Source organism: Agrobacterium sp. 10MFCol1.1 (assembly GCF_000381165.1).
GTDB classification, from domain to species: domain Bacteria; phylum Pseudomonadota; class Alphaproteobacteria; order Rhizobiales; family Rhizobiaceae; genus Agrobacterium; species Agrobacterium tumefaciens.
Window position 1 is genome coordinate 74,688 of the sequence record NZ_KB906081.1, and the last position, 14,695, is coordinate 89,382.

The following is a 14,695-nucleotide window of genomic DNA, read 5'->3' on the forward strand; positions in this document are numbered from 1 at the left end:
TCTATTTTTGCGGTGACCGTCTGCGTCCACGGGTGGTGGTTTTAACCGGAACGCTCGCGCCGTACTCGTTCCACCATGCCATCAATGCCTCCATGGTCGGGCCAAGTCCTTTCGCCTTTGCCGTAATTTCATATTCCACGCGTGGCGGAACCTCTGCAAAGACGGTGCGAGAGACCAGTCCATCAGCCTCGAGCTCACGCAATTGAGAGGTCAACATGTGCTGTGTGATGCCGGGAATGGCTTTGCGCAGCTCGTTGAAACGATAGATCCGCTGGTTGAGAAGCCACATGATTTCGAGCTTCCACTTGCCGGAAAGCAGCGCGAAAGCGCGACGCATTTCCTCGTGCATGTTAATGGCTCCACCGCCATTAGTCTGGTTTTCCATACTTACCACGCCAAATTCATCCTACTTGCGCATATTCATTCAATAGCACATTTTCCATGTGAACGCCGGATCATGAGCCCCAAGCTGTTCCGGAACAACGAAAATATTGAACAAATCAAGCTGCCGAAGACATTCGGCGGCAATGGATATCCCATGTCTTCATTCTATATCTACTGGGTCGCAACAACCCTTCTCGTCCTGCTCTATCTGGCGTCGGCAGTCACCTACGTCGTCAAATCCGACTGGGTGAGGGAGACGATAACCGGATTCGGTTACCCTGCCTACCTCGTGCCTCTTCTGACGGCGGTGAAGATCGCCGCCGTCATCGCCATCCTTGCGCGGTTCAACGTCGCCATCAGCGATCTGGCGTATGCGGGGGTACTGTTTCACCTGCTGCTGTCCGGCCTTGCACATATCGGCGTCCGCAAACCTGCCGGCGCACTGCCTGCCGCCATCGGGCTCGGGCTGCTCGTCGTTTCCTTCGCCATGCAGAACGCTGCACGCGAAGTCCCATCCCCCTATGCCCTTGCACGGCAGCTCTGACGCATTCATCACGAAAGGAAATCAAAATGGGAAAACTGACCGGAAAAGTAGCCATCGTGGCGGGCGCAGGCAGAGGGATTGGCCGTGCGACGGCAGAACTCTTTGCAAGGGAGGGCGCCAAGGTCGTGGTATTGTCCTTGACGCCTGCAAATGTGAACGCGGTCGTCAGTCAGATACAATCCAGTGGTGGCACCGCGCTCGGCATCGTCTGTGATCTTGGCGATGGCCAACAGATCACCCGGGCTGTGGCTGAGGCAGCGGAGGTATTTGGCGGCATCGACATTCTCGTGAATGTCGCGTTCGACCCGACTGTCGTCCACTCCCCGATCATTGAGCTCACCGTCGAGCAACTGCAACGAAACCTCGATATGGGGCCGATCGCCTATCTTCGCACGATGCAGGCTTGTTATCCGTACTTGAAGGCCAGTGGCGAGGGCCGGATCATTAATTTCGCGTCGCTGGCCGGTATTCTCGGCATGTCGCCGTATGGACCTTACAACCTTGCCAAGGAGGCCGTCCGCGCCCTGACGAGATCTGCTGCGCGCGAATGGGGTCCTGACAATATCACCGTGAACAACCTGCTTCCGGTTGCCGACACCTGGGGTGCGGGCGTCGACGCTCCTGCTCCCACGAATGCCCTTGGTCGTTACGGTTCCCCTGAAGAGGATGTCGCTCCGGTCGCTCTCTTCCTCGCAAGTAGCGATTCGAGATTCATTACAGGCTCGAGCCTGACCCCGGACGGCGGCCAGATTATCGACAGCGCCCGCTAACGCCCCGTTGGAGTGCCGGGCAAACAGGCCGGCACTTCGCTCCGTTGTCTCTTCTGCCGCTCCTGATTTGCACCTGCCGGGCAGAACTCAAGGCCATGCGGCATAGGACGGCGGTGCTACGTTCTGTATGCGCATCGCCATTCGCCGGAAACGGCCGGGAGACGTGCCTTCATTGCGGGTGAAGAAGCGGTTGAAATACCCAGGATCCTGAAATCCCAATCGAAACGCAATTTCAGCGACTTGCAGTGAAGAGTTGAGAAGAAGGTCACGCGCTTCGGAAAGCAGTTCGCGGTGAATATAGGCCTGTGGTGAAAGCCCCGTTGCCTTGCGCACCACAAATCCAAGACGTTCACGGTTGACGCCGAGTTGACCCGCATAGTCTTCCACGCCCCATTGGTCGCGTTTGTGCTGACTGACAAGTAGAACAAACCGCTCCGTAAGGCTGCCTGCGGTGGAAGCCGCGCCCGCGACCTCGGCCATGGCATGCTGGCAGATGCGGATAAGGGTGACGGATAACAGGCTGGCGATAATCGTATCCGACGCTGTCGATGACCGGAAATTCTCATCCGCGATGGTGTCGAGATAACCCGCCAGTTCCTGGCTGTCTTTTTCAGCCAGCGTCCGGGTCAGAACGCGCTGCAATGTGCTGCGCACCATGATTGCGCTCGTTCCGGTTGGCATGGCATGCGCAAGGCCGATTTCAGTCGTTTTCAGCAGTGATCCGCGGCTTCCGGCATTCAGCCGCAGGCGGCCGACGGGGCCGGAGGCAGGCAGCCAGGCCAGCCCCGGCGCGGTAACCACAAGTGTCTTTTCGCCCTGAATGATCTCCGCTTCACCGGCTGAGACGAGGACAAGATGGGCTGCGCCCTGTTCCAGCTTGAACTCCGACACGCGCAGGGACGAAGTCAGCATGCGCGCCGTCGTTTCGATCCTGTTAGCAGCTATCTGGCCGTGATGCGGCATTCACCCTCCAAAAGTACAATAATGTATTACATTAGTGCATTTTATATGCGCCTGTCGTTGCTAAACTTCCATCAGCGCAGGGAAGCCTTGAGGAGAATGGCAATCCCGCTACTGCGCCGTTGGAGGAAAATCATGAATGGTATGAAGCGCAGAACGCTGTCCTGCCTTGCGCTGGCGCAACAGGGTGTTCGCGGAAGCTTTGCCCTTGTCGATCGCGATTATCTGCTGGAAACCGGAAGGATCGCAGGGGCGGGGACGGCAGCAGCCCTTTCCTCCCGTCCCACCTTGCAACGGGCGTTTTTCGGCGGTGCCGCCGCCACCGTTTTCTGAATTCAGGAGGAAGACCATGCAGACTGTCAATCTTTTCGTCGGTGGCGACCATTGCCCGGCCGCAAACGGTAAGCGTTTCGAGCGCAACAATCCGATTACCGGGGACCTGGCAACCAGTGCGGCGGCGGCAACCCCTGAGGACGCCACACGTGCGGCCGATGCCGCAGCCGCAGCCTTTCCCGTCTGGTCGGCAACGCCGCCCGGCGAACGCCGTCGCCTGCTTCTTGCCGCGGCGCAGGCGCTCCGCGATGCCGGGCCGCAGATTACGCTGGCGATGAAAGAGGAGATTGGCGCGACGGATGCCTGGGCCGGTTTCAACGTGATGCTGGCCAGCGACATGCTGGTCGAGGCGGCCAGCCTGACGACCCAGATAAAGGGCGAAATCATTCCCTCCAACCGCCCGGGAACCACGGCGATGGCACTTCGCCAGCCGGCAGGCGTGGTTCTGTCCATCGCGCCATGGAATGCACCGGTCATTCTTGGCGTACGCTCCATCGCCACGCCACTTGCCTGTGGCAACACCGTGGTGATGAAGACCTCGGAGCTTTGCCCGCGCACCCATGCGCTGATCATCGAGGCCGTCGCTTCGGCAGGTCTGCCGAAAGGTGTGCTGAACGCCGTCTCCAATGCGCCGGACGATGCGGCGAAAATCGTTGAAACACTGATCGCCCATCCGGCTGTCAGAAGGGTGAATTTCACCGGTTCGACCCGCGTCGGTCGTGTCATTGCGGAAACGGCGGGCCGTTACCTGAAGCCAGCGCTTCTGGAGCTTGGCGGCAAGGCACCCTTCATCGTGCTTGATGATGCCGATATCGATGCAGCAGTGGCTGCGGCCGCCTTTGGCGCTTACATGAACCAGGGCCAGATCTGCATGTCGACGGAACGCATCATCGTACTCGACAGCGTTGCCGACACCTTTGTCGAGGCCTTTGCCAAAAAAGCGGCGAGCCTGAAAGCGGGAGACCCTCGGGAGGGAAAAATGCCGCTTGGCTCCTTGGTCAGCGCCGAGGCCGCGTCCCGCATCCGGGCGCTGGTGGATGACGCCGTTGCCAAAGGCGCACGCCTTGTGGCCGGCGGAGGCGGCAATGGTACCATGCTGGATGCGCTTGCCGTCGATGGCGTGACCTCTGCGATGCGGCTCTATTCCGAAGAAAGCTTCGGCCCAGTCGTTTCCATCATTCGCGCCGGCAGCGTCGATGAGGCAGTCAGTATCGCCAACGAAACCGAGTTTGGTCTTTCCGCAGCTATTTTCGGCAGGGATCAGGCAAAAGCACTCGCGGTAGCCGGACGCATCGAAAGCGGCATTTGCCACATCAACGGACCCACCGTTCACGACGAGGCGCAGATGCCGTTCGGTGGGGTGAAGGCCTCCGGTTACGGCCGTTTTGGCGGCACTTCGGGCATTGCGGAATTCACCGAACTGCGATGGGTCACGCTGCAGGACGGACCGTTGCATTACCCGATTTAAGCCGGAAGCATCACCGGCTGGCTGGTTACGTCAACGCTTCTCGTCGATCAGCCAGCCGGTGAGTTTTCTGACCGCACTGTCGCTGCTTTTCGGCCTCAGCAACCAGTAGCCGCGACCCGGCGCATCCAGACTCGGGCCTGCGGTCACCAGCACGCCTGCCTCGACCAGCGGATCGACCAGTCCCGCCCAGCCGAGGGCAAAACCCTGTTCGCCGATCGTCGCCTGAACCACCATGGTGTAATTGTTGAAGCTGATGTCTCCGCTTTCGTTTTCCGCGCCTCTCAGCACGCCGAAATGCTTGAAATAGGACGCCCAGTCGAACCAGTGCGCCTGTGAGGTATTTTCGAGGTGGATGAGTTTCAGCCGCGAAAAATCAGCCACGGTTTCGGGTGCCGACTGCTCCGCCAAAAGCGCCGGCGAACAGACGGGCGTGACCTTCTCCGAAAGCAGCAGCACCGCGCCGTCGCCGGCATCCTGCCGCGTGCCGAAGATGATCATCACGTCGCTGTCGTGTTTGCCCTGTCCGAGCGGATCCTGCGTGGCGACGATCTGGATGTTGATGTCAGGATTGAGCGCGCGAAAACCATGCATGCGTGGGATGAGCCAGAGAGAGGAGAAGGCATAGTCCGTGTGCAGGCGGATTGTCTGCCGTTCCTCCGTTCGGCGAAGTTGCTGGGCCAGAAGATCGATGGCATCGACATTGCGTGAGACGATCTCGAACAGCTTTAGCCCCTCGGCCGTCAACTCGATGCCGCGATGTTTACGCCGCACCAGTGCAACGCCCAGATCGTCTTCCAGCCGGCGGATCTGATAGCTGACAGCTGGCTGGGTCAGCCGCAGGGACGCCGCCGCTGCCGTCAGGCTGCCGCGACGCGCGACCTCGGTAAAAATGCGCATCCATCCAAGATCGAGCGGCCGCTCTGTCATAGAAATTCCTTATATCAGTCATCGAAAAATACCCGCTTCACAGGCAAAAACAATGTGGTGTTCAATAAACTGGACTAATAAAAGGGGAGCCGCAATGAAAACCGTTTCTCGCATGCACCGCATCGCCGCCGGTCTGTTTTTGTCCGTGGCAGCCTTCTCCACCCCGCTTTATGCCGCCGATGATGTGGCCTGCAAGACCATTCGCCTCAGCGATCCCGGGTGGACCGACATCACCGCCACCAATGGCGTCGCCTCGGTTCTGCTCGATGCTTTGGGGTATGAGGCCGACGTCAAGACGCTGTCGGTGCCGATCGGTTATCAGGCCATGAAAAACGGTGAGATCGACGTCTTTCTCGGCAACTGGATGCCCGCCCAGAAATCCTTCGTTGACGACCTCAACGCCGCCAAGGCGGCCGACGTGTTGACGAAAAACCTTGAAGGCGCCAAGTTCACCCTGGCAGTGCCTTCCTATATGGCCGAAAAGGGCGTGAAGGATTTTTCGGATCTTGCCAAACACGCTGACGAATTTGAAAGCAAGATTTACGGCATAGAGCCGGGCGCACCCGCCAACCAGAACATTCAGAAGATTATCGATGCCAATGATTTCGGCCTGAAGGGCTGGCAGCTTGTCGAATCCGGCGAGCAGGCGATGCTGGCGCAGGTGGAACGGGCCGGAAAAGACAAAAAGGCGGTCGTCTTCCTAGCATGGGCGCCGCACCCGATGAACGAGAAGATCGATATCGCCTATCTCTCCGGCGGTGACGCCTATTTCGGCCCGAATTTCGGTGGCGCCGAGGTCTATACGCTTGCCCGTACCGGCTGGCCGCAGAAATGCCCGAATGCGGCGACGCTTTTCAAGAACCTCAAATTCGATATCGGCATGGAAAATGCCCTGATGGGTTCCATTCTCGGTGGCGAGGATTCCAAGGCGGCGGCGGCGACGTGGCTGAAGGCCAATCCGACATCGCTGGATGGCTGGCTGCAGGGCGTTACCACGCTGGATGGCAAGCCGGGTGCGGATGCCGTCAAAGGCAAGCTTGGCCTCTGAGACTGTAGGGTGAAATGCCGCGTCCCAATATCCTGATCCTGATGGCCGACCAGTTCAACGGGACGTTTTTTCCCGATGGCCCGGCCGACTTTCTTCATGCGCCACATCTGAAAGCGTTGGCGGAGCGGTCTGTCCGTTTCGCCAATACCTATACGGCAAGTCCGCTTTGCGCGCCGGCCCGGGCTTCGTTCATGTCCGGTCAATTGCCCAGCCGGACGCGGGTTTACGATAATGCCGCCGAATTCGCGTCGGATATTCCGACCTATGTGCATCACCTGCGGGCAGCTGGTTATTACACCGGCCTTTCCGGAAAGATGCATTTTGTCGGACCGGACCAGCTGCACGGCTTCGAAGAGCGTCTGACGACGGATATTTATCCGGCGGATTTCGGCTGGACGCCTGATTATACCAAGCCGGGCGAGCGGATCGACTGGTGGTATCACAATCTCGGTTCGGTCACCGGCGCGGGCGTTGCCGAAATCACCAATCAGATGGAATATGACGATGAGGTTGCCTATCACGCAACCCGCAAGCTCTACGATCTGTCGCGCCGGCTCGATGACCGCCCATGGTGCCTGACCGTCAGCTTCACCCATCCGCATGACCCGTATGTGGCACGGCGGAAATTCTGGGATCTCTATGAGGATTGCCCGGCACTCGATCCGCAGATACAGGCGCTTCCCTTCGAGGAGCAGGATTCGCATTCGAAGCGGTTGCTGGAAGCCTGTGATCATCAGGCCTTCGATATTTCACCCGACGAGATACGCCGGGCGCGGCGCGGTTATTTCGCCAATATCTCCTATATCGATGAGAAGGTCGGCGAAATTCTCGACGTATTGAAGGCGACGCGGATGGAGGAGGACACGATCATCCTGTTCCTCTCCGACCATGGCGACATGCTGGGCGAGCGCGGCCTGTGGTTCAAGATGTGCTTTTTCGAGGGTTCGGCCCGTGTGCCCTTGATGATCGCAGCACCCGGCTGGAAACCGGCGCTTATCGACGCGCCGGTTTCGACGCTTGATGTCACACCGACGCTGTGCGGTCTGGCAGGCCTCGATATTACCTCACTGAAACGCTGGACGGATGGCGAAGACCTTGCGGCTTTGGCTGCGGGAACAGGCGAGCGCGGGCCGGTGCCGATGGAATATGCCGCCGAAGGTTCGATTGCGCCACTCGTCGCCATCAGGGATGGCCGTTACAAGCTCACAGTCTGCGAAGCGGATCCGCCGTTGCTCTACGACCTCGAGACGGATCCTGAAGAGCGGATAAACCTTGCCGGCAATCCTGAATTCGCGGATGTGCTGTCATCGCTTTCGGCTGAAATCGGCCGACGCTGGCAGCTGCCCGTTTTCGACGCATCGGTGCGGGAAAGTCAGGCGCGGCGCTGGGTGGTCTACAAGGCGCTGCGAAACGGCGCCTATTTCCCGTGGGATTATCAGCCGTTGCAGAAAGCCTCGGAACGCTACATGCGCAACCACATGGACTTGAACGTGCTGGAGGAAAACCAGCGTTTTCCACGCGGGGAATAACGCTGGCAGGGATTATGCGGCGGCGGTCGTTCTCGGCGCGCCGCCCGTGGCCTGCACGGCAAGGCTACCCGCCGCGACGCCTGCCTCAAGGCATTGCTTCTCGTCCGCCTGCCGAAGCCAGGCATCGATGAAACCGGCATTGAAGGCATCACCCGCGCCTGTCGTGTCGACGACGGGTACCTTCTTCGCCGCCGCATGGTGTAGGCCTGTTTGCGAGGACACCCAGGCGCCCTCTGCGCCGCCTTTCAGGGCGACGACAGGAAACGACCCCGACAAGGCCCTGGCCGCCGCCTCAGGGTCAGAATGGCCTGTGATCGCCTCGGCTTCTTCGAGGTTGGGCAAAAACACGTCGACGCCATCGCACGCCTTGAGCAGGCCCTTGTCGTAAATCAGCGAGGCATCCCAGCTGGGATCGAGCGAGACGGACAGTCCGCTGTCCCTGGCGCGGGCGACGAGATCGGGGATTTCGTGCAGCGTGGCGAATTCCGCGATGTGCAGATGGCAGGCCCCGTTCCACGAAAAGGCGGCATCAAGGGTCGATGGCCGGGCGATACCGGCGCGCCGTGTCAAAAACGCCCTGTCATTGCCAACCACCGTCGCGACGGTGACCTGCGGGCCCGCATCTGCCGAGTGTTCCAGAAATTGCAGGTCTACACCGCTTTGCTGCATTTTCTCGCCGATGGCGCGTGAGAAGGTGTCGGTGCCGAGCCTTGCCAACAGCGTGGCCGTGCGACCGATATGGGCGAAATGCGCAGCCGCAATGAAAGCCCCGCCACCGGCGGCGATTTCCATGTCGCTGGCAAACAGCTCCCGTCCGAGCACCGGCAATTCGTCAAGCCCGGTGAAAATGAGGTCGCAATAGATCCGGCCGATACTGATGACCGCTGACTTTTCCGTGTCTGTCGTCATCATGCGCGGCCCAGAAGCTTTTCCGTCTTGGCATCGAAAAGATAGAGCGCGCCTACGTGCGCCTCGCATTGCAAGCGGCTACCCACCGTGGGAATGGCCTTGCCCCTTGCTGTCGCGATGACCGAGGTCGTGGGCGTGTCCAGATGAACCAGCGTTTCCGGGCCGAGCGGCTCCACGGCTGTCACTGTTCCCTCCAGCGAGAAGGACCCTTGAGTTGCCTCGCCTTCTCCAACCAGCAGATCATGGGGGCGAATGCCAATCAGCAGATCGCCATCGGCAGACTGTGTAACGCTGTTCGTCGTTCTTTTGCCCCGCAGCAGGTTCATCGACGGGCTGCCGATGAAACGCGCAGTGAAGACGTCCACCGGCGTCTCGTAAAGTTCCGAGGGCGTACCGACCTGAAGGATATGGCCGTCCTTCATCACGACAATCCGGTCGGCCATCGTCATGGCTTCCACCTGATCGTGAGTGACGTAGACGGTGGTTGTCTTAAGACGTTGGTGCAAGCGCTTGATTTCAATGCGCATCTGCGATCTCAACTGGGCGTCGAGATTGGACAGCGGCTCATCGAAAAGGAAGGCTGAGGGATCGCGCACCATGGCGCGGCCGATGGCGACGCGCTGCCTCTGTCCGCCTGACAAAGCCGCGGGCCGACGGTCGAGCAATGCCTCAAGTCCGAGCACCCGACCGGCCTCTTCGATACGCCGGTTCTTTTCCGCCTTGTCGAGCTTTGAGGTATAGAGCCCGAAGCCGATGTTCTGGCGAACCGTCATATGCGGGTAGATCGCATAGTTCTGGAAGACCATGGCGATGTTGCGTTGTTTCGGTTCTTTCTCGTTGACGACGTTTCCGGCAATTTTCAGCGTTCCGCCCGAAATCTCTTCCAGACCCGCGATCATTCTGAGTGTCGTGGATTTGCCGCAGCCGGAAGGGCCGACGAATACGACGAATTCGCCGTCTTCAATGGCAAGGTCGATGCCTTTGACTGCCTCCACCTTGCCGTAGCGCTTTACGAGTTGATTGAGTTCGATTGTCGCCATTATCGCGCTCCCGTCAGGGCGGTAAATTTCTCTGCAAGCTCAGCGGCTTTTGCCGCTTCGTAGTCGGCGGATCGCTGTGCTTCTGCTTCAAACGCAGCAAGTTTGTCGCGATAGGCCGCAATCGCCTCGCGCATCGGCTCCGGGGCAGGGCCGCCGAAGCGGCTGCGCACGGCGACAAAGTGCTCAGGCGAGACGATCTGCCTGAACTTTTCCTCATCGACACTGGTCTCGCGTCCTGCCAGTTCCTCGAACGCCCTGCGGAACGGCTGGTAACCGTCGTTCGACAGGTCACCCTTCAGCGCTACAACGCTTTTGGCGACGGTTGCGGCAATTTCATGGGCCTGGCGGAATGACAGGTCTTCGATGCGGACAAGAGAATCTGCCAGTTCCGTGATGGTGATGCAGGAACGGCGAATATTCTGGTCGACCCTTTCCGGATCGATACTGATCTTGCCGACGAGGCTGGCAAGGAGATCGAGCACCCGGCCGGCAGAGGCGAAGGCTTCGTAACCCATGCCCTGGGTTTCGCCCTCGCTGTCGTTCATGTCGGTGAAGGGCGTGTTGTGCATCACGTCGAGCATGGTCCTTGCCCGCCCGAATGTCTGGCTTGCAAGGTGGCGCAGATGTTCGATCGGGACCGGGTTTCGTTTCTGCGGCATGATCGACGAAATCTGCACCAGCGAATTCGGTACGTAGATCTGCCCGACTTCGAAACTCGTCCAGAACTGGAAGTCCTGAATGAGCCTGCCGAGATGTAGAAACATCAATTCGATGGCGCCATAGGTCGCTGTCGTATAGTCGACGGCGGCGATGCAGGAATAGGAATTGCGCAAGGGTGCCGCAAAGCCGAGAAGTTCGGCGACACGTGCCCGGTCGATGGGAAAGCCGGACGTGGTGATGGCCGCAGCGCCCATGGGTGAGAGATCGACGATGCGCCGGGCCTCAGTGAAGCGGTCAATATCCCGGATCAGCACTTCGATGGCGGCGGAAAGATAGTGGCCGAAGGTGGTGGGCTGGGCCGGTTGTCCGTGCGTATAGGCGACGATCAACGTCTTTTCATTGCGCTCGGCGGCGTCGATCAGGGCGGCCAGCAGAAGCCGCGCCTTGGCAGTGAGCGTGTCGATCTTGTCTTTCAGGCCGATTTTGAAAAGCGTGTGATCTATGTCGTTGCGCGAGCGTGCCGTGTGCAGGCGGCCTGCCACATCGACACCGATGCGGGCTTTCAGCTCCTTTTCGATCAGGAAGAAGAAATCCTCGACCTCGCCGGTATACACCAGCTCCGACGGATTGATGGTCCTGTCGATGTCATCAAGCGCTTCGGCGATTTTTGCTGCCGTGTCCGCATCGAGAATGTCGGTCTCGCGCAGCATGACCAGATGGGCGCGGTCGATGCGGCGGAAACCGTCGACATGGTGGTTCTTGGCGCCATCGAAAAGCGGACGCAGCACGGTTTCCTTGTAAACTGGGTCGGGAAACTTGCTGGTATCCGACAGGCGCGGGTTCATATCGGCCATGATGTTATCCTTTCAGGCCTGCCAGCATCACACCGCGAACGATGTAGCGTTGCAGGACGATGAAGACGATAAGGGTTGGGATGGTCGCAATGGCAGCGCCGGTCATGATCATTTCCCACTGGATCTGTTGTTCCACCGCAAAGCTCGATAGGCCGACGGGCAGCGTGTACAGCTCCTTGCTGGTAGTCACGATCAGGGGCCAGAAGAATGCTGTCCAGTTGCCGAGGAAGGTGAAGATTGCAAGCGCCGAAAGGGCAGGCGTCACCAGCGGCAGGGCTACCTTCCACCAGATCTGGAATTCGTTCAGCCCGTCGACACGCGCTGCCTCCAGGAAGTCATTCGGAACCGTCTCAAAGAACTGCTTCATCAGGAAGGTGCCGAAGGCCGTCATCATTCCCGGGAACATGATGCCCCAGTAGCTGTCGAGCCAGCCAAGCTGGCTGGACATCAGATACCAGGGGATAACAAGCATTTCGGTCGGGATCATCAGCGTGGAAAGGATCGCGAGGAAGATGAAGTAGCGACCGCGAAACTCGAATTTGGCCAGCGTATAACCGACCAGACTGTCGAAGAAGCAGTTGGAGACGGTGACGATAACCGCAACGAACATCGAGTTGAAGAACCAGCGGAGAAAACGGCCGTCGGCCATGACAGTCATGTAATTCGCAAGCGTCGGTGCTGCGGGAATGAGCCTGAGATCATAGACCTGATCCGCGGTCTTGAACGAGGTCGAAAACATGAAGAGCAGCGGCGAAATCATGATCAGGCCGCCGATGAACAGCAGCGTCCAGGCAAGGATGCGGCCGGGGCGGACGCGGGCGTGGGAGAGTGGCAACGCTTCGCTCATTTCTTTTCCCTCAGAACCCAGAGCTGGACCAGCGACACGACAAGAAGAATGGTGAACAGGACAACCGTCTGCGCAGCGGCATAACCCATCGCATAAGAATTGAACGCGGTCTGGTAGATCATCAGCACCAGCGGTTTGGTTGAGCCGAGCGGTCCACCCGGATCGTTGGTGGTCATGTTGTAGACCTGATCGAAAATGCGCAGGAACCCGATTGAGGAGAAGACGACCAGGAAAACGGTGGTTGGTTTCAGGAGCGGCAGCGTGATCTTTCGAAGGATCGCCCATTCGCCAAGTCCGTCGATGCGCGCGGCCTCATAAAATGTCGTCGGAATGGAGCGCAGGCCCGCCATGAAGATAATGATCTGGAAACCAAGCCCCGCCCAGATGGACGTCACCATGACCGAATAAAGCGCCTGATCGGTGGAACGGATGAACGGCTGCTGGGGAATTCCGATCATGCCAAGCACGTCGTTGATGATGCCGATCGGCGGCGGCTGATAGAACCAGCGCCAGACCCATGCCATTGCTGCTGCCGTCGTCAGATAGGGCAGGAAATAAAGCGCGCGGATGAAACCGTGCAGGATGCGCACCCGATCCAGATAAAAGGCGATGACGAAAGCCAGAACCAGACTGATGGGCGTGCCGACGATGAGATAGGTGAAGGTGTTCTTGAAAACCTTCCAGAATTGCGGATCCTTGAACAGCTTGACGTAATTGGCAACGCCGATGAACTTTGCCGGGCGCAGCAGGTCCCAGTTGGTGAAGGACAACCAGAAGGCCTGCAACGTCGGGTAAAAACGGATGATGCTGTAAAACAGGATCGGGATAGCAAGAAAGCTCCAGATCCACACAAGCCGCTTCGTGCGCATGGAAAAGCGATCCCCGAAGGAGCCGCCGGGACGGCCGGATGCCGCCCCCTGTTGATCGATCGCTGTCATGATTGGACCTGCGGTTTTACGGTTTGGCCGCGTCGATGATTTCCTGCTCGGCGCTGGCGGCCTGCTTGATGGACTCCTCGACGGATTGACCCTCGAGCAAAATCCGGTTCGTCATGTCGATGGCGTTCTGCCGCTGGGCTGCCTCATCCATGAACCGTGTCGTATGGGCGTATTCGAGACCCTTCAGGAACGGTGCATAGATCGGGTCTTTCAGGTTCTCCTCGGTCAACGCCGCAGATCGCCGCGCCGGCAACTCGCCAACCGTCTTCAGCCAGATCGCCATGGCTTCCGGTGAGGAGATGTAAGCGAGGAATTTCTTCGACGCTTCCAGTTCTTCACCGGTTGTCTTGGCGCTGATGCCATTGGCGAAATAGCTGGCATAGTTGGAGCGGATATTCTTGTCGTTGGTGGGAAGCTCGGTCACGCCCCACTCAAAGTCCTTGATGGTTCTGAAAGATCCAAGCCTGAACGTGCCGTCGATGGTCATGCCTGCCTTGCCCGCACGGAAGGCAGCCTGGCCTTCGTCCATGAAGCCCACCTGACCGATCTTCTTTTCAAGCTGCAGGCTCGTATAGAACTTCAGCGCCTGGATGCCCGCCTCGCTGTCATAGGTGACTTTCTGGTCGTTGTCGGTGTAGGGCTCGCCGCCATATTGGCGGATAAGAACTTCGCGCCACCATTGGTGGTCCTGACCGCCCATATCGAGCGTGGAGCCTGCAACGGTCAGGTTTCCGGCGGCATCGTGCTTGGCGATCTTTTCCGCCGCGGCAACAAATTCGTCCAGCGTCTTCGGCGGATTCGCGGCGTCGAGACCGGCTTCCGTGAAGAGCTTCTTGTTGTAGAAAAGTGCGAGCGAGCGAACCGCCGTCGGCAGGCCGTAATAATCGTCGCCTCGCTTCATGGCGCCGACGATGGGGAAAAATTCGCTTTCGATCTTGTCATGCGGGAAAGCGTCTGTCGGCAGCGGCTGCAAGATACCGCCGGCTGCAAACTTGTCGAGCCAGCCGTAGAAGAGCTGCATCACGTCAGGGCCTTTACCGGACATGTTGGCGGCAATCACTCGCGTCTGGTAGTCGGCATAAGGGAAGGTCACCTGTTTGACGGTGATATCCGGATTGGCCTTCTGAAACTCGGCGATAAGCTCGTCCATCGCTTTGACGCGTGTGTCGAAGACATATTGCCAATATTCGATTTCAACCGCCTGCGCGGCGTTGAATGCAAATGTGCTGAAACCGGCGACCAAGCCGGCGAACAAAGTTGCCCTGCGCATGTAAGCCTCCATTTTCTCCGCCCGGTCTTCCGGATGCGGAGTGATCGTTCCCTTTATCCGCGCTTTCGCGCGCGCTCATCGATTTGCCGGCAGCGGGATTTTTACGCGTTCCGCCCCTTGCAATTCTGACCCCCGGTCGCTCTCTACGGTTCTCTGAAGGCGAGCATTTGTCAATAACATAATTTACTTGAATTATTATATTGCGCTTATCCTC

At 58.9% G+C, this 14,695-nt stretch carries 15 protein-coding genes; 6 read left to right on the forward strand and 9 right to left on the reverse strand.

Translation table 11 applies throughout. The features are described 5' to 3' along the window. Position 1 precedes the first annotated feature (1 nt). The gene (locus tag F617_RS0121610; protein WP_026331004.1) at positions 2 to 385 is read right to left on the reverse strand and encodes a helix-turn-helix domain-containing protein; all 384 of its coding nucleotides are present in this window, start codon (positions 383 to 385) and stop codon (positions 2 to 4) included. 153 nt (positions 386 to 538) lie between these two features. On the opposite strand from F617_RS0121610, the gene F617_RS0121615 reads away from it, so the two are divergent. Continuing rightward, positions 539 to 928 (forward strand): DoxX family protein, encoded by a 390-nt coding sequence (locus F617_RS0121615; protein WP_025594944.1) that lies wholly within the window; start codon positions 539 to 541, stop codon positions 926 to 928. Between the two features lie 26 nt (positions 929 to 954). Then, positions 955 to 1,698, forward strand: a complete 744-nt coding sequence (locus F617_RS0121620) for an SDR family NAD(P)-dependent oxidoreductase (RefSeq protein WP_019566680.1) — start codon at positions 955 to 957, stop codon at positions 1,696 to 1,698. An 87-nt stretch (positions 1,699 to 1,785) separates the two neighbouring features. Here F617_RS0121620 and F617_RS0121625 read toward each other — a convergent pair whose 3' ends face one another. Next, positions 1,786 to 2,661 (reverse strand): helix-turn-helix transcriptional regulator, encoded by an 876-nt coding sequence (locus tag F617_RS0121625; protein ID WP_019566681.1) that lies wholly within the window; start codon positions 2,659 to 2,661, stop codon positions 1,786 to 1,788. Between the two features lie 132 nt (positions 2,662 to 2,793). On the opposite strand from F617_RS0121625, the gene F617_RS0121630 reads away from it, so the two are divergent. Continuing rightward, positions 2,794 to 2,991, forward strand: a complete 198-nt coding sequence (locus F617_RS0121630) for a hypothetical protein (protein ID WP_019566682.1) — start codon at positions 2,794 to 2,796, stop codon at positions 2,989 to 2,991. 16 nt (positions 2,992 to 3,007) lie between these two features. Then, positions 3,008 to 4,459, forward strand: coding sequence for an aldehyde dehydrogenase (locus tag F617_RS0121635; RefSeq protein WP_019566683.1), 1,452 nt, complete (start codon positions 3,008 to 3,010; stop codon positions 4,457 to 4,459). Positions 4,460 to 4,489: 30 nt separating this feature from the next. Here F617_RS0121635 and F617_RS0121640 read toward each other — a convergent pair whose 3' ends face one another. After that, positions 4,490 to 5,386 (reverse strand): LysR family transcriptional regulator, encoded by an 897-nt coding sequence (locus tag F617_RS0121640; protein ID WP_004431240.1) that lies wholly within the window; start codon positions 5,384 to 5,386, stop codon positions 4,490 to 4,492. Between the two features lie 94 nt (positions 5,387 to 5,480). Here F617_RS0121640 and choX point away from each other — a divergent pair, with 94 nt between their 5' ends. Together choX and betC are read left to right on the forward strand one after the other, a co-directional pair. Next, positions 5,481 to 6,434 (forward strand): choline ABC transporter substrate-binding protein, encoded by a 954-nt coding sequence (choX, locus tag F617_RS0121645; RefSeq protein WP_026331005.1) that lies wholly within the window; start codon positions 5,481 to 5,483, stop codon positions 6,432 to 6,434. Between the two features lie 14 nt (positions 6,435 to 6,448). Further along, positions 6,449 to 7,963, forward strand: coding sequence for a choline-sulfatase (gene betC, locus F617_RS0121650; RefSeq protein WP_019566685.1), 1,515 nt, complete (start codon positions 6,449 to 6,451; stop codon positions 7,961 to 7,963). 12 nt (positions 7,964 to 7,975) lie between these two features. On the opposite strand, the gene F617_RS0121655 is transcribed toward betC, so the two are convergent. The 6 genes from F617_RS0121655 to F617_RS0121680 are packed head-to-tail and all read right to left on the reverse strand — an operon-like array spanning position 7,976 to position 14,493. Next, positions 7,976 to 8,875 (reverse strand): carbohydrate kinase family protein, encoded by a 900-nt coding sequence (locus F617_RS0121655; protein WP_019566686.1) that lies wholly within the window; start codon positions 8,873 to 8,875, stop codon positions 7,976 to 7,978. Then, positions 8,872 to 9,912 (reverse strand): ABC transporter ATP-binding protein, encoded by a 1,041-nt coding sequence (locus F617_RS0121660; RefSeq protein WP_019566687.1) that lies wholly within the window; start codon positions 9,910 to 9,912, stop codon positions 8,872 to 8,874. Before F617_RS0121660 ends, F617_RS0121655 begins: the two co-directional genes overlap by 4 nt. After that, positions 9,912 to 11,426 (reverse strand): argininosuccinate lyase, encoded by a 1,515-nt coding sequence (gene argH / locus F617_RS0121665; RefSeq protein WP_019566688.1) that lies wholly within the window; start codon positions 11,424 to 11,426, stop codon positions 9,912 to 9,914. Before argH ends, F617_RS0121660 begins: the two co-directional genes overlap by 1 nt. Positions 11,427 to 11,430: 4 nt before the next feature. Continuing rightward, entirely contained in the window at positions 11,431 to 12,273 is an 843-nt protein-coding gene (locus F617_RS0121670) for a carbohydrate ABC transporter permease (RefSeq protein WP_019566689.1), read from the reverse strand. Beyond that, positions 12,270 to 13,211 (reverse strand): carbohydrate ABC transporter permease, encoded by a 942-nt coding sequence (locus F617_RS0121675; RefSeq protein ID WP_004431252.1) that lies wholly within the window; start codon positions 13,209 to 13,211, stop codon positions 12,270 to 12,272. Before F617_RS0121675 ends, F617_RS0121670 begins: the two co-directional genes overlap by 4 nt. Positions 13,212 to 13,227: 16 nt before the next feature. Then, positions 13,228 to 14,493 (reverse strand): extracellular solute-binding protein, encoded by a 1,266-nt coding sequence (locus F617_RS0121680; protein WP_019566690.1) that lies wholly within the window; start codon positions 14,491 to 14,493, stop codon positions 13,228 to 13,230. Between the last annotated feature and the right edge of the window lie 202 nt (positions 14,494 to 14,695).

What these genes read in the sequence shown, in the direction of transcription:
- F617_RS0121610 (WP_026331004.1), bottom strand. Translation starts at nt 385, where the DNA reads ATGGAAAACCAGACTAATGGCGGTGGAGCCATTAACATGCACGAGGAA.
- F617_RS0121615 (WP_025594944.1), top strand. Translation starts at nt 539, where the DNA reads ATGTCTTCATTCTATATCTACTGGGTCGCAACAACCCTTCTCGTCCTG.
- F617_RS0121620 (WP_019566680.1), top strand. Translation starts at nt 955, where the DNA reads ATGGGAAAACTGACCGGAAAAGTAGCCATCGTGGCGGGCGCAGGCAGA.
- F617_RS0121625 (WP_019566681.1), bottom strand. Translation starts at nt 2,661, where the DNA reads ATGCCGCATCACGGCCAGATAGCTGCTAACAGGATCGAAACGACGGCG.
- F617_RS0121630 (WP_019566682.1), top strand. Translation starts at nt 2,794, where the DNA reads ATGAATGGTATGAAGCGCAGAACGCTGTCCTGCCTTGCGCTGGCGCAA.
- F617_RS0121635 (WP_019566683.1), top strand. Translation starts at nt 3,008, where the DNA reads ATGCAGACTGTCAATCTTTTCGTCGGTGGCGACCATTGCCCGGCCGCA.
- F617_RS0121640 (WP_004431240.1), bottom strand. Translation starts at nt 5,386, where the DNA reads ATGACAGAGCGGCCGCTCGATCTTGGATGGATGCGCATTTTTACCGAG.
- choX (WP_026331005.1), top strand. Translation starts at nt 5,481, where the DNA reads ATGAAAACCGTTTCTCGCATGCACCGCATCGCCGCCGGTCTGTTTTTG.
- betC (WP_019566685.1), top strand. Translation starts at nt 6,449, where the DNA reads ATGCCGCGTCCCAATATCCTGATCCTGATGGCCGACCAGTTCAACGGG.
- F617_RS0121655 (WP_019566686.1), bottom strand. Translation starts at nt 8,875, where the DNA reads ATGATGACGACAGACACGGAAAAGTCAGCGGTCATCAGTATCGGCCGG.
- F617_RS0121660 (WP_019566687.1), bottom strand. Translation starts at nt 9,912, where the DNA reads ATGGCGACAATCGAACTCAATCAACTCGTAAAGCGCTACGGCAAGGTG.
- argH (WP_019566688.1), bottom strand. Translation starts at nt 11,426, where the DNA reads ATGGCCGATATGAACCCGCGCCTGTCGGATACCAGCAAGTTTCCCGAC.
- F617_RS0121670 (WP_019566689.1), bottom strand. Translation starts at nt 12,273, where the DNA reads ATGAGCGAAGCGTTGCCACTCTCCCACGCCCGCGTCCGCCCCGGCCGC.
- F617_RS0121675 (WP_004431252.1), bottom strand. Translation starts at nt 13,211, where the DNA reads ATGACAGCGATCGATCAACAGGGGGCGGCATCCGGCCGTCCCGGCGGC.
- F617_RS0121680 (WP_019566690.1), bottom strand. Translation starts at nt 14,493, where the DNA reads ATGGAGGCTTACATGCGCAGGGCAACTTTGTTCGCCGGCTTGGTCGCC.